This window comes from Streptomyces sp. NPDC051987 (assembly GCF_040680735.1).
Taxonomy (GTDB): Bacteria; Actinomycetota; Actinomycetes; order Streptomycetales; family Streptomycetaceae; genus Streptomyces.
Map to the genome: position 1 here is coordinate 84,609 of NZ_JBFAXI010000020.1, position 26,760 is coordinate 111,368.

Consider the following 26,760-nt stretch of genomic DNA (forward strand, 5'->3'; position numbering starts at 1 on the left):
ACCTAGACCTGTGTGGGGGCGACGTCATCGTCGTCCCCATCTTTCCAGACATGAACGCATGCTCCGGGCACCGGTCAAGTCCGGGTCAATCCCGGTCGTCAACCGGCTGTCGGCCCCCGTCGCCGTTCCTCGTCGCCGACCGGGTTCAGTCCAGCCCGAGTTCGTCCTTCGAGAAGGCGAACAGGTACGGCACCCCGGCGCCCTCCTGGATCTTCTCGGCGGCGCCGGTGGCGCGGTCCACGATGGTGGCGACGGCGACGACCTCGGCGCCGGCCTCGCGCACGGCCTCGACGGCGGTGAGGGGGGAGCCGCCGGTGGTGGAGGTGTCCTCCACGACCAGGACGCGCCGGCCGCTGATCTCCGGGCCCTCCACCCGGCGCTGCATGCCGTGCGCCTTGGCCGCCTTGCGCACGACGAAGGCGTCCAGGCGACGGCCCCGCGCCGCGGCCGCGTGCAGCATGGCGCCGGCGACCGGGTCGGCGCCCATGGTGAGCCCGCCGACGGCGTCGTACTCCAGGTCCGCGGTCAGGTCCAGCAGCACCTGGCCGACCAGCGGGGCGGCCTCGCCGTCGAGGGTGACGCGGCGGAGGTCGACGTAGTAGTCGGCCTCCAGCCCCGACGACAGGGTCACCCTGCCGTGCACCACGGCCTTGTCCTTGATCTGTTGCAGCAGCTCACCGCGTACGTCCGTCATGGCAGCAAGCTTAGAGGCGACGCCAGGTCCAGGTGGTGGCGGCTTCGAGCGGCTCCAGGGGGGTGACCAGCCTCGGCAGCGTGTTCAGCCCGTTCGGCGGACCGGTCTGCGGCTCCACGCACACCGCCGCCTCCTGTTCGTCGTAGACCACGACCCACTGTTCGCGGCTGGCGACCTTCAGCTCCAGCTGCCCCGGCCAGGTGAGGGTGACCTCGACGCCGTCGGGCATGCCGAAACAGTCGTCCCAGGGGCCGGGCTCGGGCTTGATGCGGTTGCCGGTGGGCAGGTGGTCCTCGCCGCGCTCCTCCTGCCAGGCGGGGGCGAAGTCGACCTGGACGTCCTGGCCGCCGAGGTTCCGGTTGAACCAGGGGTGCCAGCCGATCTGCGCCGGGAAGGAGTCGTCGTACGTCTCCACGGACATCGTCAGGGTCAGCGAGTCCTCGGCGAGCTCGACGGCGTGGGTGACGCGGGCGGGGTGCGGCCAGGGGGCGCCGAGTTCGCGGGTGATCACGGCCTCGCTCGCGGAGACGCGCGCGGTGCGCCAGGCGCCGTCGCGGGCGGTGCCGTGGATGGCGTGCGGCGGGGAGTTGAGGGGCATCTGGACGACGGTGGCGCCGTCGAGGAAACGGCCGTCCCGGATCCGGCCGCACCACGGCACCATCGGGAAGCAGCCGAAGCGGTCGCCCTGGCGGAGGAGTTCGAGGGCCCCGACGTCGAGACCGGCGATCCGGCCGCCGTTGCCGGGGCGCAGGCGGAGGGTGACGTCGCCTGCGGTCAGCGTGATGTCTTCGTTACTCACGGGACGACAGTAGCGGGGGTGGGGGCGTCGGAGGTCGGGTGCGGGTGGATGGGGGGGCGCTCGCGCCCACGCGGCGGACCCGCATGTCGACACAGCCCCGCGCCCCTGACGGAGCGCTGCCCGACTGTTTCCCTCAAGCCGCGGGCAGTCGTGCCGCTGGGGCGGCACGGGTGGGCGCGGGCGGTGCCCGGTGAGCGCCGGTGAGTGTCCGGGCCCCGGTCCGACTCGGCGTCGGCGTCGCTGCCCCCGGCCCAGCTCAGCGGCGGCGGCGCAGGGCCCTCGTGACCACGATGGCTGACGCCAGTGCCAGGGCCGCCGCCGGTGCGGCCCACCTCAGTGCCGACGCGCCCGCGACCGTCTGGGGCGCCGGGACCGGTGCGTACCGGCCCCGCGGCGGCGCGTGGTCCACCTCCTCCGCACTGCGGCCGATCATCGTCCGGCGGGCGTGCGCCGCCTCCGCGAAGATCTCCGGGAGCGGCTCCGGCTCCGGCTCCGGCGCCAGGGTCGGCGGCGGGACCTCCGTCTCCGGGATCGGGGCCGGTTCCGGCCGGTCCACCGCCGCCTCCCCCAGCCCCTCCACGAACCGGCTCAACAGCCTCGCCGCCGCCGACTCCACCGCCTCCGCCGGCAGCTCCGCCACCCGCCCGTCCGCGGAGGCCGTACCGGTCACGGAGACCGCGCACCCCTCGTCCGTGTCGGCGAGGCGGAAGGTGAGCGCCAGCTTCACCGTGCCGGTGCCGCGGGCCTCGGTGGCGTCGCCGTCGACCGCGTACGAACCGTCGTCGTGGGCGCTGACCCGCAGGGCACCCCGGTAGGTGATCGAGTGGCTGCCGATCCGGACCTTGAGGCGGCCGGTGCCGGGCGCGGCGCCCGCGTCCTGCTGGAGGCCGGGGACCGCCCGAGCGACCCGCGCGGGGTCGGCCAGCGCCTCCCTGAGCCGCGAGGCCGGGGCCGGGACGTACACCAGGTGCTCCATGCCGACTGAGCCTACCCACGAGCCGGTCCGGCACACCCCCTCCGACGCACGGCGAACCGCGCGCGCCCCGCGCGCGCCCCGTTGACGGCCGCCGTGCGCCGAGCCGGCTTCTCAGTACCGCGGATGCACCAGCGTCGACGGCGGCGGCCCGGCCGCCGGAGCCCGCAGCGCGTCTCTCAACAGCGCCCCCTGCGTCAGCGTCCGCAGCCGCGGACCGTCGGCCGGGAGCCGCAGCGGCGGGCCGCGGGAACCCGCCGCCGCCAGCACGAAGCCCCAGTCGTGCGGGGCCCCGGACTCGCCCGCCGAGCGGTCGGGGCCCGGGGTGAAGCCGGCGTCCTGGCCGAGGACCCGGTAGGGGGCGGCGGCGAGGCCCGCCGCCCGTATCGTCGCGACGACCGTCCAGAAGACGTGCGGGCGGGCCTGCACCGGCCCCGCGTGGACGACCAGACGGCCGCCGGGGGCGAGGGCGCGGCGGGCGAGGCCGTAGAACTCCTGGGAGTACAGCTTGGTGCTGGCGGTGATGCCGGGATCGGGCAGGTCGGCGATGACGACGTCGTAACCGCCGTAGCCCGAGCGGGGCGCCTCGCGCAGCCAGTGGAAGGCGTCGGCGATGAACACGTGGACGTGCGGGTCGTCGTAGACGTGGCCGTTGAGCGCGGCGAGGGCGGGGTCGTGGCGGGCGAGGCGCACCAGGCCCGCGTCGAGTTCGACGATGTCGACGCTGTCGACACCGTGGTGGCGCAGCACCTCGCGCGCGGCCATGCCGTCGCCGCCGCCGAGGATCAGCACGCGCGCGTGCGGGCCGGTCATCGCGGGGTGGACGAGGGCTTCGTGGTACCGGCGTTCGTCACGGCCGCCGACCCGCAGCCGGCCGTCCAGGAAGAGGTCGAGGGGGCGGCCGCGGGTGCCGCCGGTGAGGACGATCTCCTGGACGTCGGTCTGCAGGGCGACCCGGACGTCGGCGCCGTAGACGGCGTGCCGTGCGGCCCGTTCGAAGTCGCCGACGAGGGCGGCGGCGGAGCCGAGGACGCCGAGGACGGCGACGTTGACGACGAGGAGGGTGCAGCGGGTCCGGCAGGACAGGTCGCGGCGGAACAGGCCGAGGACCAGGGCGCCCCCGGCGACGACGTTGACGGTGCCGGTGAGCAGGGTGCCCGTCAGCTGGCCGAGGAAGGGCAGCAGGAGGAACGGGAAGGCGAGGCCGCCGACCAGCGCGCCCACGTAGTCGGCCGCGAACAGGTCGGCCACCGCGCCGCCCGCGTCCTGGCGGCGGATGCGCTGGATGAGCTCCATCAGCAGCGGCACCTCGGCGCCGATGAGCAGGCCGATGGTGAGGGAGAAGGCGACCAGCAGGCAGCGCGGGCCGAGGGCCCACAGGCCGCCCCAGCCGCCGGTCCAGGCGAAGACCGCGTACAGCGCCATGGCGCTGCAGCCGCCGACCAGCGCCAGCGCGGCCTCCACCGCGGCGAACCCGGCCGCAGCGTGCCAGCGCAGCCGTTTCGCGGCGAGTGAGCCGACGCCCATCGCGAAGACCATCACGGACAGCACGACGGAGGCCTGGGTGACCGAGTCACCGATCAGGTACGAGGCGAGCGCGACGAGTTCGAGTTCGTACACCAATCCGCAGGCCGCGCAGACGAACACGCACACCAGGACCAGGAAGCGGCCCGTCCCCGGCCGCACGGGCAGCGGCGCGGGGGCGCCCCAGGGCGGCGGTGCGCCGGGCGGGGCGGGTGCGTGCGGATCGATCACTCTGCGACGTTACGTCACTCACTCGGTACGCTTCGTCACCCACACGTGTGGAACTCCGGGCCGTTTGACGCACTGTGGGTTTATGTCATCAGGCCACGGGCTGGCGCACCGGAACCCGCACGCCGACCCGGGTCCTGGTGGCCACCAGTTGCCCGTCCTGCGGGTACGCGTGCCAGGTACGCCAGTGCACCTGGCCCTCGTGCCGCTGGGCGAGCATCGCCGTGAACGCGTGCGGGCTGCCCGGGAAGACCCCGGCGAGGCCGTGCGGATGCTCGGCGACGAGGGCCAGCAACTCCTGGGCGCGGCCCGCGAAGGAGCCGGGTGACAGCACCTCGACCCGGGCCGCGAACTCGTACTCCCACTCGCCGACGCGCTTGGCGACCCCGAGCGGCAGGGGGGTGCTGGACCCCGGGATGCACGCCACCGTCTCCGAACAGCCGCCCCGCTCCTCCTCCAGGAGCACCTGGTGGGACGCGCCGAGCAGTCTCAACTGCAGCTTCGCCCCGCTCAGTTCCAGATCGAGGGTGGCCAGGGCGGGCAGCGGCTCGCGTCCCAGGGCCCAGGCGAGGTCGGCCGCGCGCGTATCGGTGTAGGTGGTGTTCAGGGTCGTGAGCATGGATCGGCTCCGCTAACACGCAAAAGGGGAGGAGGGTGGTCCGGCGCACCTCGGTCGACACCGGGAGATCGGACCGGCCGGCCCAGCCGGAGAGGGTGTCGTCAGGACGTCCGAGGCGCTGCTTTGGTGGTTTAGAGGGAATCATGAACTGTGGCGCTGCCACAGCGTTTTTACCCAACTTCGTGGGGTTTCCATCCCTCAGAGGGCTCCACAGCTCACCTGTTCAACCACATCGTGCGCCCCACACCTCCCGGCGCACGCCGGGGCGTCCGGCCGGAGCTCACCCGCTCTCCGCCCGGACGCCCGGCCCTCCGCCCCCGCCGGACGGCTCAGTTCCCCCCGCCGCCGCAGCCGCCCCCGCCGCACGACGACCCGCCCCCGCAGGACGACCCGCCGCCGCACGAGGAGTGCCCGCCACCACAGGAGTGGCCGCCGCCGTGGTGGCCGCCGTGGTGGCCGCCGTGCGAGGACGACGACCCCGAGTCCCCGGCCCACCAGCTGCCCGAGCTGTCGTAGGACGAGGACCCGCCCCTGCCGTACGCCCCCTTGGCCCGGCCGCCCCTGCGGGCCGCCGAAGCGACGATCGCGACACAGATGATCGCGGCCACCACCACGATGAAGACGGTGCCCATGACGTCACCTTCTCTCCGTTCCCCCCGAGGGCGACCCCCCGTGGGCGCCCCGGCCGCCACGCGAACGCGACGTGCCCGGGGGATGCCCGGCCGCCTCACCGGCCAAAGCAGAGTTGAGCAACTTCTGAGGGTACCGGCGCGAAAAAGGCCCCTGACCTGCACGGATTGGCAGATCAGGGGCCGTCGGAGACTCACTGGGCCGCGTGTGGGCCGTGATCTTCCTGGGAGCGTTGCTGAAACAGCGTGTCGATGGCCCGCCGGGCCCGCTCGCGACTGTCGGGCATCAGGTGCGCGTACACCCGCAGCGTCATCGCCGGGTCAGCATGCCCCATGTACTCGCTGACGGCCTTGATGTTCTCCCCCGCGTCCAGCAGCGCCGAGGCGTAGAAGTGCCTCAGGGCGTGCATCCCGTGCTCGCGCGCCGAGTCGTACTTGCCGTTCCGGTCCGCCTCGGGGATGAGGCCGGCGACCGCAAGAGCGGGCTTCCACTCCTTGCCGTTGAAGTTGCTCCGCCACACCATGCCGCCCTGCTCAGCCGTGAAGATCAGCCGGGCGGACACCTTCGGCCCCTCTGGTACGTCCCACGGCAGCGTGATCTCTACGGGCTTGTAGGCGTCCATGTGCGCGCGGAGCATTTCGGCCACGTGATCGGGCAACGGCACGTCACGCTTCTTGCCTCCCTTGGGGAGAGCGAACACCGGGTGCCCTTCCACGTGCTTGATCTGCCGGACCACGTGCAGCGTGCGCCCGTCAGCGTCGATGGCGTCCTCCGCCAGGCCGAACACCTCCCCCTGGCGCAGACCACAGCCGGCGCCCACGTCGACCATCGCCCGATACCGCTCCAGGAGCGCGGCTCGAACGGCGAACACCTGTGCAGGCGCCCAAGGGACCACCCGTGACGGGTCAGCCTTCGGCCGGCGCACGGTCCGAGCGCTGCACGGGTTGCGTGCCAGGAGGGTGTCGTCAACAGCGGCAGACAGGACCGACTGAACGTCCGCGAAGATGTTCCGGGCGTAGGCAGCGCTCACGCCGGGCTTCGCTTCGAGCCCCGCGACGAGTTCGCGGATGTGCTCGGGCCGGAACGTCCCGATCGGCCGGGAGCCGAGCGCCGGGTAGACGTGCAGCCGCAGGCGCCGGCCGAGTTCCTTGCGGGTCATCGGGCTGGAGGTCTTCGTGTCCAACCACTTCTCCGCGTACTGCTGGAACGTGATCCGAACGGACTGAGGGTCGGTGTACTGACCGCGCGTCATGTCCGTCTCGATGGCGCTCAGCCACTTCTCAGCGAGCCGCTTCTTGCCGTCGGGGAAGCTCTTGGACTTCTCGGAGCCGTCGGGGCCGACGTACCGGGCCCGGTACCGCATGCCGGTGCCGTAGCGCTCGGACTTGGCCTTGACCGGCTTCCCGTTCGGCCCGGTCTCGGTCTTGTACCAGCGGTCTTGGACGTGACCGGCCATCAGGCAGCCCCTTCCATGAGGGATGCGACCCAGGCCCGTACGTCGTCGGGGTCGAAGCGCAGGTATCGGCCGACGCGGAAGCCTCGGGGACCAATGCCCTTGCGGCGCCACTGGTAGACCGTCTCGACACTGGGCAGGCGCAGCAGCGTCACGAGGTCTTCCGGGGTCAGGTACTGCTCCGGCAGTGCGAGCTTCATGCGCTCACCTCCCAGCCGTCTGGGTCGGGTAGGTCAGCGAGCGCTTCGCGTGCGGTCTCTCGGTTCAGTCGGATCTCCTTCGCGATCGATGCGGCGAGCCAGGATTCGCCGGGGGTGTGGCCGTGACCGGCGTACGCCCAGTGCGCGAGCGTGAGCGTCGACGCCTCGGTCTCGTCGCCGGGGTCGGGCAGGCCGAGGGAGCGCCGTTGCTGGGCGGCGCGGTAGTCGGCACGAACCTGGCGCAGTGCCCCGAGGGTGGTGGAGTAGCGGCGGGACTTGGTGGAGAAGTGGCCACGGAAGCCGAGCATGTGAGCCCAGTCCCGAAGCTTGCGATCCGGGTACAGCGCGTGCAGATCAAGGCAGGCTTCGATCAGCCGGCGCGGGTGGTCCGGGACGCCGAGCAGTACGAGCGCTTCCTTGTTGCCGATCCGGCGGTCGACGGTGCCGGTGGTCTCGGCTGCCTTGGTGGCGTACTTGGCGACGTAGGAGGCCACGGCAGCTTCCGTGATGTCCTCACCCTGTCCGAAGGCGCGGATCGGGCGTACGTCGACCTGGGTGCCCCACTTCAAGGTGCGGGCGGGTTGGGTCAACGCCGGCTGGTCGGGGTCAGGCTGGTAGCGGGCGGGGTCGACGTCGACCTGTGCGCGGCCGGCGGCAGCGTGGATCGCGTCGGTAAGGAGGTCGGGGGTGGCCCAGGCCGGCGGTGGAGAGTCGGGTCCTTCGGGTCCGTCAAAGCGGATCACGGCGTGGAAGTGGACGGCGCCGCGCTTCTGGTATTCGGCGACCTTGCCGAAGGCTACGCGGGACTGTTCGTGGGCGGCTTTCTGGGTCAGGCCGGCGCGGCGCGCGATCTCGCGGCGCAGGTAGATCGTGAAGTACCGCCACAGTTCGGAAGCGTGGTTGTTCCACAGCACCGCGCCCGCGTAGTCATACGTCGCGGGGTCGAGCGGGGTGCCGAGTTCGGGCGCGTCCTCGCTGTGGCGGGTGCCGCAGCGGCAGGGCCGGTTGCCGGGCCGGTTGTGGACCGGACCGAACGAGGGGGCGGTGAGGGTGGCGAAGACCCGGGGGTGATCGCGGATGGTCTCGGGGGTGCCTTTGGCGGGGTCGCCGACGAGGCCGGCGCGGATGAGGTGGTAGGTGTCTCCGGCGTAGGTCCAGGCGCAGGCGGGGCAGCGGGACGCGCGACGGTTGCCGCACGCGATCCGCAGCCGGCCCCCCGGCTCGTTGTCGGTGTCGTAGCGGTGCAGGATCTGCCCGGTCGCACGGTCGCGGGTGACGGTGGAGCCTTGCAGGTGGATCGGGTCGGAGCAGCCGCCAGTACGGCGGATCTGGTCCTGGATGCGGTCGAAGCCAGGGGACCCGGCCAGCCTCAGCAGATCGGTGAGGGTGGCCGGGTCCTCCAGGCCCGCCATGGTGGCGGTGTCGGTCACGCGAACACCTCCTGCCGTGCGGTCAGGAAGGCGTGGCCGATCCAGCGGGTGTAGGCGGGCGGGATGGCCTCGGTGAGTTCCTCGTGGACGTCGGTCCACGTGATCCCCATCGCGGCCTGCATCTCCGCCACGGTGGCCTTGCCGCCGCCCTCCCCGTACGCGGCCACATACGGGCCGTCGCGGTAGACGCCGTGGCGCCAGCCCCGCACGTAGCCCCGGTGCCGCGGGTGACCCGGCCGGACGACGCCCCAGCCGCCCAGCTCGAAGTTGCGGTGGCGCAGCACGCCGAGCCCGAACATCTCCCCGCACAGGGTCAGGTCCTTGCGGATCTCCGCCTTGCCGTTGGGCTGCTCGATCACGTACGGCAGCCCGGAGGCGTCCAGGAGCACGCGGGTGGGCGCCACGAGGTCTTCGTGGACGCCGCCCCAGCCCTGGGACCGGTTCGTACCCACGGTCAGCGCGGCCTTGGCCTGGCAGGGCGGGGAGGCGTGCACGAGGGTGTACCGCTCGATCTCACCGGTGGTGATCAGGCGGGCGAGGTATTCGAGGGCGTCCCCGCGGTGGTAGGGGAAGGGGTAGTTCGGCCGGTCGGCGACGTCGCAGCCGTCGACCGCGAACCCGGCGCTCTCGTAGCCTTTGCCGGCCCCGCCGGCGCAGGAGAACAGGTCGAGGACACGGCGGCGGGAGGCGGCGGTCACTGGTCGTCGTCCCTCCGGGCGTGGGTGTCGATCCACTCTTCGGCGCAGACCTTGTGGACGGGCTTGCCCCGCTCGGAGCGCAGCGGAGTTGGCTTGGTGCAGATCACGCAGGGCTGGTCGCCGGAGTGGTCGAAGTGCTCCGGGGAGCGCCAGTCGAGGAGAGGCATGCCGGTCACCGTCCGATCCGGGCAAGCGCCGGGGTGGGGGCGGTGGTGCCGGTGCCGTGGCAGGCCGGGCAGTCGACGGTGAGGGTGGTGCGGGTGCCGTCGGGGTTGCGGGTGCCGGTGGTGATGGCGGCGCGGGCGAAGCCGTCGCAGTCACGGCAGGCGCGCGGGCTGGGGGTGTTCCGGGGCATGATGGGGCTTCCCTTTCGGGTCCGTTGGATCAGGAAGTGGGTTGAGGCGCCCGGAGCGGCGGAAGTTTGGCGACCGAGGCCGCTCCGGGGGCCGTTAACGCTGGTTGTTGAGGTCCTTGAGCAGCGACTTGAGGACGACCGCCACCAAGGCCACGGAGACGGCGGTGATGGCGACGGCGAGGAGCATGGAGACCAGGACCGCGCCGACGACCAGGACCACGGCGCCACCGCCGGCGGCGAGGGCGAGCGCGGAGCCGGGGGTGAGCTGAACCGTCGGCCGGGCCGGGGCCGCGGGGGCGACCGGAGCCGGGGCGGGCGCGGCCGGGACGACGGGCGCCGGGGCGGTGGTCTGGGGCGCGGTGGGCGCCGGGGCCGGCGCGGTGTCCGGGGTGGGGTACTTCGGGGTGAACATCAGCGGATCTCCCTTCAGGTGCGGGTGCAGGTGTGGGTGCGGGCGGCGAGTTCGGCGGCCGCTCGGTCGAAGTACTCGTTGGAGACGCCGCATTTGGGGGCGGTGCAGGCGGCGATGTGCTTGGTCTGGCCACGGCCGTTGTTGAAGGTGGCGACCTTGACCGGCCCGATCCGGATGACGTCGTAGAAGCGGTTCGGGCGCATCGGTCAGTCCTCCTGCCGGAGGCTGGGGCCGGGGAAGTCGGCCAGGATGCGGGCGGCTTCCTTCGGGTCCGGGGTGCGGTCGGCGGCTTCCTCGGCCAGCATCCGGGCCAGGGTGGGACGGCCGGAGTCGGCCATTTCGCGGGCCGCGTCGAGGTAGTCGGACGGGCGGTTGAACGTGCGCATGGTTGAACCTCCTTTGCTGTCAGGTGAGTTGGGCGACGATGGCGAGTGCGAGGTCTTCCGGGAGACCGAGGCGGGCGCGCAGGGTGGCCGCGTCGATGTCGGCTCCGGTGCGGGCGCGGTGGTCGGTGGCGACCTTCCGGGCATGGTCGATCAGCGCCGGAGGTACGCCGGGAGCAGCCTTGGGCAGCGCCGGGACAGGCTCCGGCTCGGCGATCTCCGGGGCCGGTTCCGGTGTCTCTGGGCGGTCGACCGCGACCACCGGACGAGGAGCTGGCTCCTGCTCGGGAGCAGGGGCTGGGTCGGGGGTGTGGTCGGTGTGCTGGTGAGCGAGGAGAGTGCCGCCGAGGAAGGCCAGCGCGGGCCAGCCGGCGACGCCGAGGCGGAGCAGGGCGGGCGGGTGGTTCATGTCGAGGAAACCGGCCGTGGCGATGTTCGCGCCGAGGGATGCGACCAGGGCAACCACGAACCAGCACCAGGCCAGCCGGGAGCGCTGCGCCCGCAGCCGGCGCCAGGCGGCGACGAGCAGCAGGTCGACGGAGACGGGGTAGGCCCAGGCCTTCCATCCGGTCTGCCCGGCGGCTTGGGCGAGGTCGTGCAGGTGGGCGAAGGACAACGCCCCCGCAATCACGGCCTGAACCAGTACGGCGTCGGGACGGATCGAGAGCTTCATGTCTTCACCTCCTTCAACGTGTTGGAGCAGGTCAGGGGGCTAGTCGGTGGGTGCTTCGCCGGAGCCGAAGCAGTTCAGGCACATCCCGGTCTGGTCGCCGACCACGCGGTGTTTGCGGCCGACCCGGACCGGGCGGGAGACCACCCCGGAGCCGTCGCAGACCGGGCACGGCGCGGGCTTCGGCTCCGGGGGCGGGGTGGTCGTCGGCGCGGCCACGTCAGGCGTCCAGGCGGGGGTAGCTGTGACCGGGCGGCGGGTAGGCGCCGGCGTCGGTCAGGGAGAACTCAGCGGCGAGCGCTCCGGCCATCACGGCCGTGAAGGCGTCCCGCTCGGGGTGGCCGTTCAGGTGGTCGAGGAAGGCCTGGTACAGGAAGCCCAGCCGGTTGACGTCGTCGGCGATGACGGCCCGGCGGTGCTCGCGTTCCTGGTCGGGGTTCATGGGTGTTCCCTTCCGGTTTTCGGCATGGCGCGGGTAGGGACCTGGCGCGAAGCGGTCGCGCCGACCGGAGTTATGCGGGGATTACTCGCCGACCGGCGCGGGCTCCACCAGCGGCGGTTCCGTCGGCATCGGCGGGATCACGATCTGGCCGACCGGGCGGAACGGGGCCAGGAACGGCAGGTTCGGGGTCAGGTGCGCGTACTGGCGACAGACCGCGGTTGCTTCGGCCGGGGTGACCTCGGGGGTGCGGATGCGGGACCAGTAGCCGGAGGCGTCGCCGGCCACCGCGACACCGGGACGATCGGCCCGGATGCCGGTCACGGAGACCACGGCATCGGGGGCGACGTCGCCCAGGCCCATCTCCGCTGTCTGCTTGTCGTTGACCCGGTGGACCACGCGGCCGGTGAGCTGGGCGCGCAGGGCGGTCGCGCCCCGGCCGAGGTCGGAGCCGAAGCGCTGCCCGCACACCTCCAGGTAGATGCCGATCGCACGGGCCATCTGCCCCAGGCGCACGAGTTGCATGACGGTGTGGTCGCGGTCGGCTTCCTCTTTCTTGGAGGTCACCAGGAACAGTTCCGCCACCTCGTCGATGAGCACGACCAGCGGCACCGGCCGGACGTCGTCGGGGAGTTCCCACAGGTCGGAGACGCCGTAGAGGGCGAGCAGGTCGAAGCGGTCTTCCATCTCCTGCACCAACGCATCCACCAGGCGGCCGGCGGTCTGCCGGTCGGTGGCCAGAGCCGAGAGGCGCGGGGCGTAACGGGACTGCTCTACACCGCGCTTGCAGTCGATACCCACCAGCCCCACCGGGAGCTGGGCCAGGCCCTTGATGAGGTTGCGCTGGAACATGGACTTGCCGGACTGGTTCGCGCCCAGGGTCAGGGCCATGGGCTGCTGCCGATAGTTCCGCTCGAAGACCGTGCCGTCCTCCCGCAGCGCGACCGGGACGACCAGGTCACGGGGCTTCGCCGTGCGCGGCATCCGAACCCGGCGGAGCACGTCGTAGCCGGTCATCCGCAGGTCAACGAATCCGGGCTTGGTCTCCGCCACGGTGACCGAGTGCACGCCCCAGGCGTGACGCAGACGCTCGGTCGCAGCCGCGATGTCCGCAGGCTCCAGGCCGGCCGGGAGCCGGAGCGTGACCAGCAGGCCGGTCGACGTCCCGCGGACCCGGCGAACCTTCGGCGGAGCCGGCCGGACCTCGGCACGGGCCAGGTTGCGGCGGACGAAGGCGCGGAAGCCGGACGGCTTCACCGTCAGCCCGCACACCTCCATCGTGTCCCGGTAGGTCCAGGTGAACCGGCCCCAGGTGACCGGCAGACCCACCAGCGACCAATACACGCGCGGCGCGCGGACCTTCGCGTAGCCGATCCCGCCGGCACCGGCAGCTAAGCCACCGACTTCGAGCAAGGGCGTGACGTCGGTCATGGTCAGACCACCGAGGTGATCGCGACCGCGCGGAACGAGATCCCGTGCCGCTTCTCGCCGTTGAACGTGTTCTCCCAGTCGCGAGCCTTGAGGCCGACGACCCGCACCGGCATGCCCGGCGCCAGACCCTCCGCAAGACCGGTCTCCGGGACGGTCACCTGGTAGAGGTTGCCCTCACCCTCGTCCGAGACCAGCAGCCCCACGGTCGACAGGCTCGCGTTGGTCTCCCGGTCCACGGCCCGCTCACCGGTCTTCTTGTTGACCATCTTGGGCTCCGGCGCGGTCGCCACGAACACCACAGCGGTCGAAAGATCGATCTTGAAAGACGGCATGTGCCTATCCCTCGTTCTCGGAGGCCACCTTGCGCAACCTCTCTAGACATCTCAATGAGAGCACGTCTCTAGAGATGTCGTCAAGGGAGATGTCTAGAGATGTTGAGTGCGAAGGATTGCGGTTACACGCACTGAGCGGGCGACCGGCCCATGGCCTAGGCTGTCTAGAGAAGAGAGGAGGGCTTCCGAATGGCCACCACCGACGACGACCGTCGGCCGAAGTACCAGCGGATCGCAGACTCCCTGCGCGAGGCGATCCAGTCGGGCGAATACGGTCCCGGTGATCGGCTTCCGGGAGAGAACGAGCTTATGGCCGCGCACGGCGTGGCTCGCATGACGGCGCGCCAAGCGCTGGGCGTGCTCAAGGACGAAGGCGTAGCCGAGGCCCGCAAGGGCGCCGGCGTTTTCGTCCGGTCCTTCCGACCCTTGCGGCGCCGGGGCATCCAGCGGCTATCCGAGGAGCAGTGGGGTAGTGGCCGGTCCATCTGGGCGGCCGACACCGAGAACCGGACGCTCGAAGTGGACCAGGTGGCGGTGTCGGAGGAAGCGGCCCCGGAGAACATCGGGCGCGTGCTTGACCTCGCCGACGAGGAGACGGTTTGCGTCCGGCGGCGGCGGTATGTCCTGGACGGGAAGCCAGTGCTGCTGGCGACCAGTTACCTCCCCACATCAGTGGTGGGGGGTTCCGCCATCACGCGCGATGATCCGGGGGCAGGCGGGATCTATGCCCGCCTTGCCGAACTCGGGTACAAGCCTGTGCACTTCCGCGAGGAGATCCGCTCTCGCATGCCCTCAAAGGATGAGGCGTCGCAGTTGGGCATCTCCTCCGGCACACCCGTCATCCTGATCTGCCGGACCGCGTTCGCGGACGAAGGGCGCCCGGTCGAGATCAACGAGATGACCTTGGATGCCGCCTCCTACATCCTGGAGTACGACTTCGACGCGTAGGCCGTCGCGGATCTTGTTACAGGTTTCTCTACCTCATCAAGCCAGCTGCGCTCCGCTCCGCCGGGCGCGCTCCCGGCTCCGCCGCGGGCGCCGCTCCTGCCTTCGGCCCGCTCCGCCCGCGCTGCGCCGACGCGCGCCCACGCCACGATTCCGGATCATGAGTCGATCACCGTAGAGAGCGGCCACGGTCAGAACGAGCCTCCGGCGGGGGCGCTCAGGCTCCGAGATGGCGAGGGCGCCGTTCGCGAGTGCCGGCGGACAGTGGCGTGCGCGGGGTGCTCCCATCCCGCCTGCCGTCGACCCAGGCAGAGCCGAGCAGACGCGGCCCAGGGCGTCCAGGTCGTTCGTACAGTGGCGCGCTCCACCTGGACGCCCTGAGCCACGCCCGCTCCACGGTGTGTGGGCCGACGGCAGACGGGATGGGAGCTGGGTAGGTACTCTGGCGCGAGTATCAGATCGGCCGCGAGGTGCCGCATTTGACACCTGCGAATTTGTTAAATCTCATTTTACGCTTCGCAGTAAAAAATCTGCCGCCCCCCACCTGACCTGGCATTTCACTAGCGGAGGACTGGGCTCCAGTCACTTGCGCGGGAAGTCACCGAAACTTACTATCCGGGTCTAGACACTTTGCGACGTCGTTGAGAATGTCGCAGTGTCAGGTGCTCACGCCTATCGAGCGAAGGCCCGGCATGGATGGCCGTCCACACCGGGCCCTGCTCGGAGCGTCTTATGTCAGGTGGGCTCGGCCGTCCTCGGTTCGGACGTGCTCATCTGACTGAGCACACGGCCGGCCGCATGTTGTCCACTCTAGCGGGCAGACATCTGACCAACGCACCCTGCGATTGACGGAATCGCGGCCAGGGCCGCGATGAGGATCGGGACCCACCAGTGTGGATCACGTTCCCTCTTGTTGCGGTCCTTGCGATTACGACTCATCGCCCTCAACTCCTCACCGGGGTGTTGTCAAGAGGGTCAAGCGACACCTCCGACGCCTCGGTCCCCAGCCGAGACGAACTAGGCCGGAGGGCAGTCGAGTTGGCGTTACTTTACAGGCTCTGGCGCCCAAGTGGTTCGGGAGGCATGGGGTACTGGCAGGTAAGAACAGGATAGGTCAGACCTCAAGGGTTTGACCTCGTACGAACACCTCCCCAACTCGTGCAGCCAGCCGCGTGGACACGGCTTACCGCATGGCCGACTCCATCCGCAGCATCCCTTTTCTACCCTTGTGCGTAGACAGATTTCAGGAGCGGATCACGCCACCGCTCTTCATCGCCCGCATTGCTTCCAGAGGGAAGGGCGGAGGAAGACCGTGCCCTCATGGGCCGTCTGTGGGCCGTCCGGCAGCGGCCAACGTCGGCAGACGATGACAGATGACAACTGCTCTCCCCCAGCTCAGAGGGAGCAGAGAAGGCATCTCGGCAGGTCCCACCCCCCGGACGTGAGTTGAGCAACTCCAGAGCTTGGGCGCAGGATGGCCGGCATGACTTCCAGCGCACGCCCGCTCCTGAACCGTCGGCTGGCCGAGTTCGGCACCACGATCTTCGCCGAGATGTCCGCCCTGGCCCTGCGCACCGGCGCCATCAACCTGGGGCAGGGCTTCCCGGACACCGACGGTCCCGAGGAGATCAGGGAGGCCGCGGTGCGCGCGCTGCGCGAGGGGCGCGGCAACCAGTACCCGCCGGGTCCCGGCGTCCCCGAGCTGCGCACCGCGATCGCCGCCCACCAGCAGCGCCGGTACGGGCTGTCGTACGACCCGGACGCCGAGGTGCTGGTCACGGCGGGCGCCACGGAGGCCATCGCGGCGGCCCTGCTGGCGCTGGTGGAGCCCGGGGACGAGGTGGTCGCCCTGGAGCCGTACTACGACTCCTACGCGGCCTGCATCGCGATGGCCGGCGGCACCCGGGTGCCGGTCACGCTGCGCCCGGACGGCGGCGCCTTCCGCCTCGACCTCGACGAGTTGCGCGCCGCCGTCACCCCGCGCACCCGGCTCCTGCTGGTCAACACCCCGCACAACCCGACCGGCACGGTCCTCACCCGCGCCGAGCTGACCGCGATCGCCGAACTGGCGGTGGAGCGGAACCTGCTGGTGGTGACTGACGAGGTCTACGAGCACCTGGTCTACGACGAGGCGGAACACGTCCCCCTCGCCACCCTCCCCGGCATGCGCGGACGCACGGTCACCATCGGCTCGGCCGGCAAGACCTTCTCCTTCACCGGCTGGAAGGTCGGCTGGGTGACGGCGGCGCCGGAGCTGGTCACGGCGGTGCGGTCGGCGAAGCAGTTCCTGACCTACGTGGCCTCGGGCCCCTTCCAGTACGCGGTCGCGGAGGCCCTCGCGCTCCCCGACGCGTACTTCGAGGCGTTCCGCCGGGACATGCAGACCAAGCGGGACATCCTCGCGGCGGGGCTGGCGGAGGCGGGCTTCGAGGTCTACGGCACCGCCGGCACGTACTTCGTCACCACCGACATCCGCCCCCTCGGCGAGACCGACGGGTTCGCCTTCTGCCGGTCCCTGCCGGAACGGGCGGGGGTCGTCGCCATCCCCAACGCGGTCTTCTACGACCACCGGGAGGCGGGGGCGCCGTTCGTGCGGTTCGCGTTCTGCAAGCGGACGGGGGTTCTGGAGGAGGCCGCCGCCCGGCTCAAAGCGCTCGCCATGTGACAGCCGACAGCCGCACCAGCAGGGGTCCGGGCCTGGCTCATGCCGCAGCGCGTGGATGACGCGGGCCGTAGAGTGGCGCGGTGGATGGACGAGCGCGACTGCTGTCGGGGAGTTGCACGACCGGGTGGAGCGACTGGATTCACGGGGAGCTGTGGCTGCTCCCGTCCGCGTTGGTCCGCCGTCGGCTCGGGTTCGCTGCCACCCTGGCGAACAGTAAGGGGCTGACGGTGGTCGTGCCGTCGCCGGAGGCCGACGTCACTGCGGCTGCCACCGCACAGATCCGGACGGAGCACCGGACCAACAAAGTGATCCCGCTGGCTGGCATCGCCTCCGCCCATCTCCGTCGCGGCATCACCACCGACCGGCTCACCGTGCGCATGCGTGACGGGGCTCGGCACAAACTTCTCTGGCTCCCCACCGACCCTGCGTATGCCGTACTCGCGAACGAACTCACCCCGTGGCTGCGCTGAGCCGCCAACCGCCCGGAGCGAGCGGCGCCTCAGCCGCGACAGCGACGCCGGGGGCTGAGGTGTCGTGTCCGGACATGGTTGTCGAGGCCGAGGAATACGCGAAGCGCTGGGCAGTACGTGGTGGTAGTCGCCCGCAGCAAACGCGGCTTCGAACCTCCTCGCGGCGAACCGGACTTCGTCGCACGGACTCACGGCACAGAACGGCACGCCCCCTGGCCGATCCCGGTCGCGAAAGGCGAGGCGATCGCAGCCGACTGCCCCGACCAGGAACGACCACGTCCGACGGCAGCGGTGCGCCGACGGCGCGGGTCTGGCCGCGCCGGGGGCCTTCGTCAGCGTGCGTCCGCCTCGGGTTCCGGACGCGGGAGTTCGTCGAGGTCGAGGGTGAAGACGCGGCCGTCGGCCAGGGGGATGGGGAGCTTGCCCGTGCCGTACTTGTGGGTGTGTGCGGCGATGTAACCGGTGGCGGTCGGCTCGGTGTGGAGGACGACTTCCTGGGCGTAGGGGTCCACGACCAGGTAGATCGGGATGCCGTACTGGCGGAGGCGGGCTTCGAGGTCTACGACACCGCCGGCACGTACTTCGTCACCACCGACATCCGCCCCCTCGGCGAGACCGACGGGTTCGCCTTCTGCCGGTCCCTGCCGGAACGGGCGGGGGTCGTCGCCATCCCCAACGCGGTCTTCTACGACCACCGGGAGGCGGGGGCCGGCCTGACTGACGGCGCAGCGCGCAGCTGACGCCGGTCATCGCCCCGCATCAACGACGAGCACCGGCTGATCTACAAGGCCACCGAGGACGCCGTCCTGATCACACGCTGCCGCTACCACTACGAAGGGCTGACAGGACGGCAGGACGGCCACAGCGGCCTTGCCGGCCCGCGTCGTGCGGCGATCGCGCAGGTCGGCCGTGGTGGGGGCCGCGTTCCCGATCCTTGCCCGATCGCGGCGGGGACCCGGCGGTCAGGGCCTCCCCGGGCGAGCAGCCGTCCCCGGCCGTCCACCCTCCAGGACGTGGTTCTACTCTCTTCTCGGCTCCATCAGGAGTCACCGCAGATCAGGTCGTCGGCGCCGGATTCGAACGCTTGCGGCCGGGGGGAGACGCGCCTGTGCCACGCAGGAGACCATTCATAGCTTCCGCTGCCCTCGCCGTCCTGCTCGGCGGCCTCGGCATCAGCCCCGCCCACGCGGATACGAGCACCGCTCTGTACGTCGACGATGCCTCTGCCGTGTGCAGCGACACCGGCCCTGGTTCCCAGGCGGAACCCTTCTGCCAGATCCAGCCGGCCGCGGACGCCGCGGTGCCCGGGGATGTCGTCCACGTCGCCGCCAACACCACGCATTACGCCCCGGTGACCATCGCCTCGGCCGGCAGCTCCGACGCGCCGATCACCTTCGTCGCGAGCGCCGGCAACGGCTCCAGCGGCATCGTCGGGGGCGCCGGCACCGACGCGATCACCCTGTCCGGGGCCCGGTACGTCAGCATCGTCGGGCTTGACGCCTACGCGTCGCGTGCCGCCGCGGTCGTCATGACGAACTCCCAGCACATCAGCTACACCCGCGCTGCCGTCAGGAGCACCGCGACCACTGCGGCGATCGCTGTCGACGGAACCTCCTCCGACATATCACTCACCCGGCTCACGGTTCCGTTCGCGTCCGGCTGGGGCTTCGCCAGTGCGGCCGGAGCGCAGCGCATCACACTCGCCGACGACATCTTTTCGGACGAGGTCGGCGGCGGTGTCTCGGCCGCGGGCACGACCGGCATCGCCCTCGCGGGCGACACCGTCTCCACAGTCTGCGGCGATGCGGTCAGCCTGACCGACGGCAGCTCCGGGTCGGTCGAGAACACCGTCGCGTACGTCCAGGGGACGACCAGGTGCTCCGACTCCGGCACCCCGGCCGAGATCACGGTGGACGCCGCCTCCGCAGCCCAGGTCACCGCGGACTACAACGCGGTCAATCCGCTGTCGACCGGCACCGACTACGACTGGGCGGGCACGGCCTACGGCACCAGCCAGGCGTTCGGTACGGGCACCGGGCAGGGCGCCCATGATGTGGACCAGACGGATCTGACGCTCACCTGGGTGGTGCCGGAGCACTCACCGCTCATCGACTCGGCGAACGCCGACGCGCCCGGTGAACTCTCCGCCGACTTCAACGGTGCGGCGCGGGTCGACGACCCGCTGGTGGCCGACACAGGTTCCGGCGCGGGCCACTACGACCGGGGGGCGACGGAATTCCAGGACCCGCTCGCGGTGACCGGGGTCACCCCGGCAAGGGACATCTACGTCGGTGTACCGGTCACGTTCACCGCCGTGGTGAGCAATCCCTGGTCGGACTCCCTGGACCTCGGCTACACCTTCGACTTCGGTGACGGCAGCACCGCCACGTCGACCACCGGCTCGGTCACGCACACGTACACGCAGGAGACCGGCAGCGCCGACGACACGCTCCGCGTCGTGGTGGACAGGGCCGACGGCACGAAACTCGGCGCCGCGGATGCCTCGTTCCCGATCCTCCCGGTGCCGGCACTGACCGGAGGCATCGCCTGCGGGACCAACCCCTCCGCGCCCGACAGAACGTCGTGCACCTTCGACACCAGCTACTTCGTCCCCTACCCGGTCACCAGCGACCGGATCACCTTCGGGGACGGGTCCTCGGCCGTCTCCGTCACCGGCTCGTCCGGAACTGTCAAGCACACCTATGCCGCCGCCGGCACCTACACGGTCACCCAGAAGGTCACCGACTCCGGCGGACGCACCGCGACCGCGACGGCCAGGACCACGGTCGGCACGGCCTACGTCGCCGGGGGTCCGTGGCGGGTACTGGACACCCGGAACGGCACGGGCGCCGCCCAGCGAAAGGTCGGCCCCGGTGGGGTGGTCCGGCTGAAGATCCTCGGCGTGGACAGCATTCCGAGCACCGGCGTCACCGCGGTGACCATGAACGTCACCGATGCCGGTGCCACCGCCGCCAGCGTGGTGACGGTCTACCCGGACGGCACCAGCCGCCCGACCGCGTCCGATCTCAACTTCCTCGCCGGGCAGGTCAACCCCAACCTGGTCACGGTCCGGGTGGGCAAGGACGGCTACGTCGACCTCTACAACGCGCACGGCTATGTGAACCTCATCGCCGACGTGGAGGGCTACTCCACGACCACGCCCAGTACGACCGACGAGCGCATGAGCAGCCTGGCCACGATCACCCCCACCCGGGTGCTGGACACCCGGAACGGCACGGGCGCCGCCAAGGGCAAGGTCGGGCCGGGCAGCATCACGACCGTCACCCTTCCGAAGTACGCGCGGGGGTTCGCCACGATCGGTGCCGTCCTCGACGTCACCGTGACCGGCGGTACCAGCAGCGGCGTGGTCACCGTCTTCTGCGGATCCACCCGGCCGCCGAGCACGTCGAACCTCAACTACCGGGCCGGGCAGACCGTGTCCAACCTGGTCGTGCCGACCGTGTGCACCGGCGGCAAGGTCAAGATCTACAACAGTGCCGGGTACGTCAACCTGATCGCCGACCTCCAGGGGCTCTACAGCAACGAATTCGCCGGCGACTCGGCGGCGGGCGACGGCACCTCCCTCTCCGGTGCCCCGTTCGTCCCGACCGCCCCCACCCGTTTCCTGGACACCCGTCACGGCACGGGCGCCCCCGTCAAGCGCCTCGCCGCGAACAGCACCCTCGCGGTGAAGGTCGCCGGCGTCGACGGGGTGCCGGTCGGAGCCGACGCGGTACTGGTCAACCTCACCGGCACCGGGCCGACCACCGGCACCCATCTCACCGCCTACGGCGCCGGCAGCCTGCCGGACGTCTCCGACCTCAACCTGACCACCGGCGAGACCCGCCCCGTCCTGACCTTGGTCCCGCTCGACTCGGGCGGCTACCTCCATATCCACAACGCCAACGGCTCGGTCGACGTCATCGCCGACCTCGAGGGCTACTTCGGCTGACCCGCCGCCGGCGCACCCGGCGCCCACCGCCCCTCCCCTCAGGGCGGCGGGTCACCCCGGGGTGGTGGAGGGGCCAGGGGCGTGCCTGTCAGGTGCCAGGCGCATGAGGGCGCCGACGCGGATCACACCGGAGGTCGGAGCTCCGGCGTCCGGCGACTCCCTCGCCCGGAAGGCGGTGATCGACGGCGTGGCCGTGTCGGGTCGGGCACGCCCTGGGCGTCTCCCTCCATCGGGCGTTCATTTCTCGCCGCTCTCCGCGTCTTTCGGCACTGTGCGAATGTGAGCCACCTCAGCACCACCGCCCTCGCCCCGTCCGTCGCGCAGCAGCCGGTCGCGGGGCGGCCCGGGACCCGGCTGTCCTTCGTCGCCGCCGGCGGGGTCGCCGTGGGGTTGTTCGCGGTGGCCCGGCTGACCGGGATGACCGTGCTGGCGGTGGTCGCCTGGGCGAGCGGGCGGCATCCGCTGACCCTGCTGGGGAGGTCGTGGGACTCGGCCTGGTACCTGGGGATCGCGGCGCACGGCTACGGCCGCACCCTGTACTTCGGGGCCGACATCATCCACAGCGACCTGGCGTTCTTCCCGCTCTACCCGGCGCTGATCCGGACCCTGACGGCCGTGACCCCGCTCAGCGGGGCGGGCGCCGGACTCCTGGTGTCCTGGACCGCGGCGGCCGTCGCCGCGGCCGGTGTCTACGCCGTGGGCGCGCGCCTGCACGGCCGTGCGGTGGGCACCGCCCTGGTGCTGCTCTGGGGGCTGCTCCCGCACTCCGTGGTGCTGTCCATGGCGTACACGGAGCCCGTCCTGACCGCCTTCGCGGCCTGGTCGCTGTACGCCGTCCTGGCCGGGAACTGGTGGTGGGCCGGCAGCCTGGCCGCGCTGGCCGGACTGTCCCGCCCGAACGGCTTCGCGGTCGCGGCCGCCGTGCTGCTCGCCGCGGCCCGTGAGCTGTACCGCGCCCGGGGCCGGGCCACCCACAGGCTGTGGACGGGCGCGGCGGTGGCGCCACTGGGCTGGACCGCCTACGTCCTGTGGGTCGGCCGCCGCACCGGCGACGCGCTGGACGGCTACTTCGGCGTGCAGCGGCTGTGGGGGTCGCGCTTCGACTTCGGCCGGGGTTCGCTGGTGTTCGTCCGCAGGCTGCTGCTGCGCGGCGACCGCTTCGTCTTCCCGATGGCCCTGGTGATCGTGGCGGCGGCGGTGGTCCTGTTCGCCCTGCTGGCCCTGGACCGGGCCCCGCTCCCGCTGCTCGCCTACACCGCCGTACTGCTGCTGATCGCGCTGGGCGGCTCGGGGTTCTTCGAGTCGAAGCCGCGGTTCCTGCTCCCGGCCTTCCCGCTGCTCCTGCCGCTGGCGCGGGCGGTGGTGCGCACGGCGAGAGCCCGGCCCTGGCACGCGACGGTGGTGGTCACGGCCCTGGCCGGGCTCTCGTTCGGCTACGGCACGTACCTCGTCGTGTACGCGCGCACACCGCTCTAGGTCTGCTGCTTACTCGTCGCCGTCTTCGGGGTTCTCGGCCTCGTTGACGGCCTCTTCCAGGCCGAGCTGCTCGACCAGCCACTTGTCGAACTCGATCGCGGCCCGCACCCAGCTGACCGTGGACGAGACGAAGTGGTTGATGTCGACACCCATGCCGATCAGCATCTGGGCCTCACCGATGAGACGGACGGTGCCGTCGTCGTGGGTGTGGGTGTAGACCTTGGGCCACAGGGTCCGCCGGTTCCAGTCGTCGATGGACTCCAGCAGCTCGGGCTTCTCGTCGATCTTGTGGGGGCGGTCGTAGAACGTCCGCACCGAGAAGACGGCCTGCTCGTCCTCGCCGCGGAACATGAAGTACGTACGGAACTGCTCCCACGGCGCCGCGAGGTCACCCTCGTCGTCGACGACGTACTTGAGCTCCATCTGGTCGAGGAGCTGCTTCACGAGATCCTGATCCGGGACGACGGGGCCCGCCGGTCCTTGGGGCTGCGGCTCGGGCTGGCCCCCGAAGTTCGGAATCGAGGACGGGTCGATGGTCACCGTGTTTTTCCCTTCATGCGGATCCCGCCATCCTCCCCCATCCGGGGAGGGGGGTGGCAACCCCCGCCCCGGCGGGTTCATCTCCCGTTGGCGGAATTCCGCTCAGAGCGTTTTTCCAGTCCCCTGACCGGCGTTTTCCACAGCCTCCTCCGCCGTCGCCGGTCCTACGATCAGCCCCTCCCCGAAGGCATCCACGCGGACCGTGTCGCCGTCCTTGACCTCGCCGGAGAGGATCTCCCGGGCGAGGCGGTCGCCGATGGCCGTCTGGACCAGGCGGCGCAGCGGGCGGGCGCCGTACGCCGGGTCGTTGCCCTCCTCGGCGAGCCAGGCCAGGGCCTCGGGGGTGATCTCCAGGGAGAGCCGGCGGTCGGCGAGGCGCCTGGCGAGGCGGTCGATCTGGAGCCGGGCGATCCGGGCCAGCTCGTCCTTCTCCAGGGCCGAGAAGACCACCAGGTCGTCCAGGCGGTTCAGGAACTCCGGCTTGAAGGACCGCCGGACCGTCTCCAGGACCTGCTCCTTCTTCTCCTGAGGGCTGAGCGCCGGGTCGACCAGGTACTGGCTGCCCAGGTTGGACGTCAGCACCAGGATGGTGTTGCGGAAGTCGACCGTGCGGCCCTGGCCGTCGGTGAGGCGGCCGTCGTCCAGCACCTGGAGGAGGATGTCGAAGACCTCGGGGTGGGCCTTCTCCACCTCGTCCAGCAGGACCACGGTGTAGGGCCTGCGGCGGACCGCCTCGGTGAGCTGGCCGCCCTCCTCGTAGCCGACGTAGCCGGGCGGGGCGCCGACCAGCCGGGCCACGCTGTGCTTCTCGCTGTACTCCGACATGTCGATGCGGACCATCGCCCGCTCGTCGTCGAAGAGGAAGTCGGCGAGCGCCTTCGCCAGCTCCGTCTTGCCGACGCCGGTCGGACCGAGGAAGAGGAAGGAGCCGGTGGGGCGGTCCGGGTCGGCGATCCCGGCGCGGGACCGTCGCACGGCGTCCGACACCGCTCGTACGGCCTCGGTCTGGCCGATCAGGCGGCGGCCCAGCTCGTCCTCCATGCGGAGCAGCTTCTGGGTCTCGCCCTCCAGCAGGCGCCCGGCCGGGATGCCGGTCCAGGCGGCCACCACGTCGGCGATGTCGTCGGAGCCGACCTCGTCCTTGACCATGGTGTCCTTGGCCGTCTCCTCCTCGGCCTCGGACGCGGCCTCCAGCTCCTTCTCCAGCTGCGGGATCTCGCCGTAGAGCAGCTTGGAGGCGGTGTCGAAGTCGCCGTCGCGCTGGGCGCGTTCGGCGGTGCCGCGCAGGGCGTCGAGCTTCTCCTTCAGCTCGCCGACCCGGTTCAGGGACTGCTTCTCGCGCTCCCAGCGGGCGTTGAGGCCGCGCAGGTCCTCCTCCTTGTCGGCGAGGTCGCGGCGCAGCTTCTCCAGACGCTCCCGGGAGGCCGGGTCGGTCTCCTTCTCCAGCGCCAGCTCCTCCATCTTCAACCGGTCGACGGAGCGCTGGAGTTCGTCGATCTCGACCGGTGAGGAGTCGATCTCCATGCGGAGCCGGGAGGCCGCCTCGTCGACGAGGTCGATGGCCTTGTCGGGGAGGAAGCGGGAGGTGATGTAGCGGTCGGAGAGGGTCGCGGAGGCGACCAGTGCCGAGTCCGCGATCTGCACCTTGTGGTGGGCCTCGTAACGGCCCTTCAGACCACGGAGGATGGCGATGGTGTCCTCGACCGTGGGCTCCGCCACCAGCACCTGCTGGAAGCGGCGCTCCAGGGCCGGGTCCTTCTCGATGCGCTCGCGGTACTCGTCGAGGGTGGTGGCGCCGACCATGCGCAGCTCGCCGCGGGCCAGCATCGGCTTGAGCATGTTGCCGGCGTCCATCGCCGAGTCGCCGCCGGCGCCCGCGCCGACGACCGTGTGCAGCTCGTCGATGAAGGTGATGATCTGCCCGTCGGAGTCCTTGATCTCGGCGAGGACGGTCTTCAGCCGCTCCTCGAACTCGCCCCGGTACTTGGCGCCGGCGACCATGGCCCCCAGGTCCAGCGAGACCAGCCGCTTGTCCTTCAGCGACTCGGGCACGTCCCCCTTCACGATCCGCTGCGCGAGCCCCTCCACGACGGCGGTCTTGCCGACGCCGGGCTCGCCGATGAGGACGGGGTTGTTCTTCGTGCGGCGGGAGAGGACCTGCACGACCCGGCGGATCTCGGTGTCCCGGCCGATGACCGGGTCGAGCTTGCCGTCCCGGGCGGCGGCGGTGAAGTCGGTGCCGAACTTCTCCAGCGCCTTGTACTGGCCCTCGGGGTCGGCGGTGGTCACCCGGCGACCGCCGCGCGCCTTCTGGAAGGCCTCGGCCAGCTTCTTCGCGGAGGCGCCCTGCCGGTCGAGCACCTCACCGGCCGCGCCGCCCTTCGCGGCGATGCCGATGAGCAGGTGCTCGGTGGAGAGGTAGTCGTCGCCGAGGTCCTTGGCGCGTTCGCCGGCGTCGGCGATGACCGCGAGCAGGTCGCGGTTCGGCTGCGGGGGCGCGACCGTGGAACCGGTCACGCTGGGCAGCGCGGCCAGCACGCGCTCGGCGCCCTGGCGTACGGCGGCCTGGTCGGCGTCGACCGCCGAGAGCAGGTCGGTGATGTTCTCGTTGTCCTGCCCCGCCAGCAGAGCCAGCAGCAGGTGGGCAGGGGTGAGGTCGGCGTGCCCCTCGGTCACGGCCCGGCTGCTGGCCGCGTTGATCGCGTCCCGGCTCCTGTTGGTCAGCTCGGCGTCCACGTTCGCGTTCTCCTCCTCGGCGTCGTACGGCTGACTCAGTCAACGTACACAAAGTTGAGTCTATTCCACTCAAGGTGCGATCGGGAGTCCTTCCGGGGACTACCTTCCGGACCATGAGCACCTACCGCGTGAACCCTGCCGCACCGGACGAGGCCTACCTGCGCTTCTGGCAGGAACGGCACCTGTGCACCCTCACCACCCTGCGCCGCGACGGCAGCCCGCACGTCGTCCCCGTGGGAGTGACCTACGACCCGGAGGCGGGACTGGCCCGGGTGATCACCAACCGGTCGAGCGTGAAGGTGTCCCACGTGCTGGCCGCGGGGCCCGAGGGGGCGCGGGTGGCGGTGTGCCAGGTGGCGGGCCGGCGCTGGGCGACGCTGGAGGGGCGGGCACGGGTCAGCGGCGAGCCGGAGCGGGTGGCGGAGGCGGAGCGGCGGTACGCCGAGCGGTACGGGCGGACACCCGCGGAGAACCCGTCCCGGGTGGTCGTCGAGATCACGGTGGAGCGGGCGCTGGGCCGGGGGTGACGGCAGGGGCGAAGAGAGCGGCGGGCGGAGTGAGGGGCGGGGCGGCGGGCGGGCGGGACAGCCGGGTGGCCGACCCGTTCCGGCGGCCGGTTTCAGCCAGCGTGGGATATGGCCGATACCGGCCGATACGGCGAAATGTCCCCCGAAAACTGCAGCGGCGTCACCGTGTTCAGGTCACG

Annotated in this window: 30 protein-coding genes and 1 pseudogene; 8 read left to right on the plus strand and 23 right to left on the minus strand. The window is 71.3% G+C overall.

Annotated features, from left to right (window positions below):
- Positions 1 to 145: 145 nt before the first annotated feature.
- From pyrE to AB0M11_RS13990, 20 genes are all read right to left on the minus strand, one after another.
- Entirely contained in the window at positions 146 to 694 is a 549-nt protein-coding gene (gene pyrE, locus AB0M11_RS13895; RefSeq protein WP_365704824.1) for an orotate phosphoribosyltransferase, read from the minus strand.
- A gap of 10 nt (positions 695 to 704) precedes the next feature.
- Entirely contained in the window at positions 705 to 1,493 is a 789-nt protein-coding gene (locus AB0M11_RS13900; protein WP_365704826.1) for an aldose 1-epimerase, read from the minus strand.
- A gap of 256 nt (positions 1,494 to 1,749) precedes the next feature.
- Positions 1,750 to 2,469 carry an SRPBCC domain-containing protein gene (locus tag AB0M11_RS13905; protein ID WP_365704828.1) on the minus strand — a complete coding sequence of 240 codons (720 nt, stop codon included), beginning with the start codon at positions 2,467 to 2,469 and terminating at the stop codon, positions 1,750 to 1,752.
- A 111-nt stretch (positions 2,470 to 2,580) separates the two neighbouring features.
- Positions 2,581 to 4,221 (minus strand): polyamine aminopropyltransferase, encoded by a 1,641-nt coding sequence (locus tag AB0M11_RS13910; RefSeq protein WP_365704830.1) that lies wholly within the window; start codon positions 4,219 to 4,221, stop codon positions 2,581 to 2,583.
- 88 nt (positions 4,222 to 4,309) lie between these two features.
- The gene (locus AB0M11_RS13915; protein WP_365704832.1) at positions 4,310 to 4,837 is read right to left on the minus strand and encodes a DUF2617 family protein; all 528 of its coding nucleotides are present in this window, start codon (positions 4,835 to 4,837) and stop codon (positions 4,310 to 4,312) included.
- 329 nt (positions 4,838 to 5,166) lie between these two features.
- Positions 5,167 to 5,469: a hypothetical protein gene (locus tag AB0M11_RS13920; protein ID WP_365704834.1), complete on the minus strand. Its 303-nt coding sequence runs from the start codon at positions 5,467 to 5,469 to the stop codon at positions 5,167 to 5,169.
- Between the two features lie 191 nt (positions 5,470 to 5,660).
- On the minus strand, positions 5,661 to 6,923 hold the full coding sequence (locus AB0M11_RS13925; protein WP_365704837.1) for a site-specific integrase: 1,263 nt from the start codon (positions 6,921 to 6,923) through the stop codon (positions 5,661 to 5,663).
- Entirely contained in the window at positions 6,923 to 7,120 is a 198-nt protein-coding gene (locus tag AB0M11_RS13930; protein WP_133025314.1) for a helix-turn-helix domain-containing protein, read from the minus strand. The genes AB0M11_RS13925 and AB0M11_RS13930 overlap by 1 nt, the downstream gene beginning before the upstream one ends.
- Complete coding sequence (repSA, locus tag AB0M11_RS13935; RefSeq protein ID WP_365704839.1) at positions 7,117 to 8,550, minus strand: replication initiator protein RepSA; 1,434 nt, start codon at positions 8,548 to 8,550, stop codon at positions 7,117 to 7,119. The genes AB0M11_RS13930 and repSA overlap by 4 nt, the downstream gene beginning before the upstream one ends.
- Positions 8,547 to 9,248 carry a DNA methylase gene (locus AB0M11_RS13940; protein ID WP_365704841.1) on the minus strand — a complete coding sequence of 234 codons (702 nt, stop codon included), beginning with the start codon at positions 9,246 to 9,248 and terminating at the stop codon, positions 8,547 to 8,549. The genes repSA and AB0M11_RS13940 overlap by 4 nt, the downstream gene beginning before the upstream one ends.
- Positions 9,245 to 9,415 carry a hypothetical protein gene (locus AB0M11_RS13945; protein WP_365704843.1) on the minus strand — a complete coding sequence of 57 codons (171 nt, stop codon included), beginning with the start codon at positions 9,413 to 9,415 and terminating at the stop codon, positions 9,245 to 9,247. Before AB0M11_RS13945 ends, AB0M11_RS13940 begins: the two co-directional genes overlap by 4 nt.
- A 5-nt stretch (positions 9,416 to 9,420) precedes the next feature.
- A complete protein-coding gene (locus AB0M11_RS13950) occupies positions 9,421 to 9,603 on the minus strand; it encodes a hypothetical protein (RefSeq protein WP_365704845.1) in 183 nt (60 codons plus the stop codon).
- A gap of 94 nt (positions 9,604 to 9,697) precedes the next feature.
- Positions 9,698 to 10,015, minus strand: coding sequence for a SpdD protein (locus tag AB0M11_RS13955; protein WP_365704847.1), 318 nt, complete (start codon positions 10,013 to 10,015; stop codon positions 9,698 to 9,700).
- A 14-nt stretch (positions 10,016 to 10,029) separates the two neighbouring features.
- Positions 10,030 to 10,218 carry a mobile element transfer protein gene (locus tag AB0M11_RS13960; protein ID WP_365704849.1) on the minus strand — a complete coding sequence of 63 codons (189 nt, stop codon included), beginning with the start codon at positions 10,216 to 10,218 and terminating at the stop codon, positions 10,030 to 10,032.
- 3 nt (positions 10,219 to 10,221) lie between these two features.
- Complete coding sequence (locus AB0M11_RS13965) at positions 10,222 to 10,401, minus strand: hypothetical protein (RefSeq protein ID WP_365704851.1); 180 nt, start codon at positions 10,399 to 10,401, stop codon at positions 10,222 to 10,224.
- Between the two features lie 19 nt (positions 10,402 to 10,420).
- The gene (locus tag AB0M11_RS13970) at positions 10,421 to 11,071 is read right to left on the minus strand and encodes a DUF2637 domain-containing protein (protein WP_365704853.1); all 651 of its coding nucleotides are present in this window, start codon (positions 11,069 to 11,071) and stop codon (positions 10,421 to 10,423) included.
- 39 nt (positions 11,072 to 11,110) lie between these two features.
- The gene (locus AB0M11_RS13975; protein WP_365704855.1) at positions 11,111 to 11,287 is read right to left on the minus strand and encodes a hypothetical protein; all 177 of its coding nucleotides are present in this window, start codon (positions 11,285 to 11,287) and stop codon (positions 11,111 to 11,113) included.
- A 1-nt stretch (position 11,288) separates the two neighbouring features.
- Positions 11,289 to 11,510: a hypothetical protein gene (locus tag AB0M11_RS13980; RefSeq protein WP_365704857.1), complete on the minus strand. Its 222-nt coding sequence runs from the start codon at positions 11,508 to 11,510 to the stop codon at positions 11,289 to 11,291.
- Between the two features lie 81 nt (positions 11,511 to 11,591).
- Positions 11,592 to 12,938: an FtsK/SpoIIIE domain-containing protein gene (locus AB0M11_RS13985; protein ID WP_365704859.1), complete on the minus strand. Its 1,347-nt coding sequence runs from the start codon at positions 12,936 to 12,938 to the stop codon at positions 11,592 to 11,594.
- A gap of 2 nt (positions 12,939 to 12,940) precedes the next feature.
- The gene (locus AB0M11_RS13990; RefSeq protein ID WP_365704861.1) at positions 12,941 to 13,270 is read right to left on the minus strand and encodes a hypothetical protein; all 330 of its coding nucleotides are present in this window, start codon (positions 13,268 to 13,270) and stop codon (positions 12,941 to 12,943) included.
- A 189-nt stretch (positions 13,271 to 13,459) separates the two neighbouring features.
- Between AB0M11_RS13990 and AB0M11_RS13995 the strand changes: the two genes are divergently transcribed.
- The 3 genes from AB0M11_RS13995 to AB0M11_RS14005 all read left to right on the plus strand — a co-directional run bounded on the left by AB0M11_RS13995 (position 13,460) and on the right by AB0M11_RS14005 (position 17,350).
- On the plus strand, positions 13,460 to 14,218 hold the full coding sequence (locus tag AB0M11_RS13995; RefSeq protein ID WP_365704863.1) for a GntR family transcriptional regulator: 759 nt from the start codon (positions 13,460 to 13,462) through the stop codon (positions 14,216 to 14,218).
- Positions 14,219 to 15,689: 1,471 nt separating this feature from the next.
- Positions 15,690 to 16,880, plus strand: a complete 1,191-nt coding sequence (locus AB0M11_RS14000; RefSeq protein ID WP_365704865.1) for a pyridoxal phosphate-dependent aminotransferase — start codon at positions 15,690 to 15,692, stop codon at positions 16,878 to 16,880.
- Positions 16,881 to 16,960: 80 nt separating this feature from the next.
- The gene (locus AB0M11_RS14005) at positions 16,961 to 17,350 is read left to right on the plus strand and encodes a hypothetical protein (RefSeq protein ID WP_365704867.1); all 390 of its coding nucleotides are present in this window, start codon (positions 16,961 to 16,963) and stop codon (positions 17,348 to 17,350) included.
- A 332-nt stretch (positions 17,351 to 17,682) separates the two neighbouring features.
- Here AB0M11_RS14005 and AB0M11_RS14010 read toward each other — a convergent pair whose 3' ends face one another.
- Positions 17,683 to 17,862, minus strand: coding sequence for a hypothetical protein (locus tag AB0M11_RS14010; RefSeq protein WP_365704869.1), 180 nt, complete (start codon positions 17,860 to 17,862; stop codon positions 17,683 to 17,685).
- Between the two features lie 24 nt (positions 17,863 to 17,886).
- Between AB0M11_RS14010 and AB0M11_RS14015 the strand changes: the two are divergent.
- From AB0M11_RS14015 to AB0M11_RS14030, 4 genes and pseudogenes are all read left to right on the plus strand, one after another.
- Positions 17,887 to 18,060 (plus strand): annotated as a pseudogene (locus tag AB0M11_RS14015) (aminotransferase); the annotation flags it as partial.
- Positions 18,061 to 18,108: 48 nt separating this feature from the next.
- Complete coding sequence (locus AB0M11_RS14020) at positions 18,109 to 18,483, plus strand: hypothetical protein (protein ID WP_365704894.1); 375 nt, start codon at positions 18,109 to 18,111, stop codon at positions 18,481 to 18,483.
- Entirely contained in the window at positions 18,459 to 21,302 is a 2,844-nt protein-coding gene (locus AB0M11_RS14025) for a PKD domain-containing protein (RefSeq protein WP_365704871.1), read from the plus strand. The genes AB0M11_RS14020 and AB0M11_RS14025 overlap by 25 nt, the downstream gene beginning before the upstream one ends.
- Before the next feature lie 417 nt (positions 21,303 to 21,719).
- On the plus strand, positions 21,720 to 22,778 hold the full coding sequence (locus AB0M11_RS14030; RefSeq protein WP_365704896.1) for a hypothetical protein: 1,059 nt from the start codon (positions 21,720 to 21,722) through the stop codon (positions 22,776 to 22,778).
- A gap of 9 nt (positions 22,779 to 22,787) precedes the next feature.
- Here AB0M11_RS14030 and AB0M11_RS14035 read toward each other — a convergent pair whose 3' ends face one another.
- Complete coding sequence (locus AB0M11_RS14035; RefSeq protein WP_365704873.1) at positions 22,788 to 23,318, minus strand: YbjN domain-containing protein; 531 nt, start codon at positions 23,316 to 23,318, stop codon at positions 22,788 to 22,790.
- 102 nt (positions 23,319 to 23,420) lie between these two features.
- On the minus strand, positions 23,421 to 26,054 hold the full coding sequence (clpB, locus tag AB0M11_RS14040; protein WP_365704875.1) for an ATP-dependent chaperone ClpB: 2,634 nt from the start codon (positions 26,052 to 26,054) through the stop codon (positions 23,421 to 23,423).
- A 113-nt stretch (positions 26,055 to 26,167) separates the two neighbouring features.
- On the opposite strand from clpB, the gene AB0M11_RS14045 reads away from it, so the two are divergent.
- Positions 26,168 to 26,581, plus strand: a complete 414-nt coding sequence (locus AB0M11_RS14045; RefSeq protein ID WP_365704877.1) for a TIGR03618 family F420-dependent PPOX class oxidoreductase — start codon at positions 26,168 to 26,170, stop codon at positions 26,579 to 26,581.
- The last annotated feature ends 179 nt before the right edge of the window (positions 26,582 to 26,760 follow it).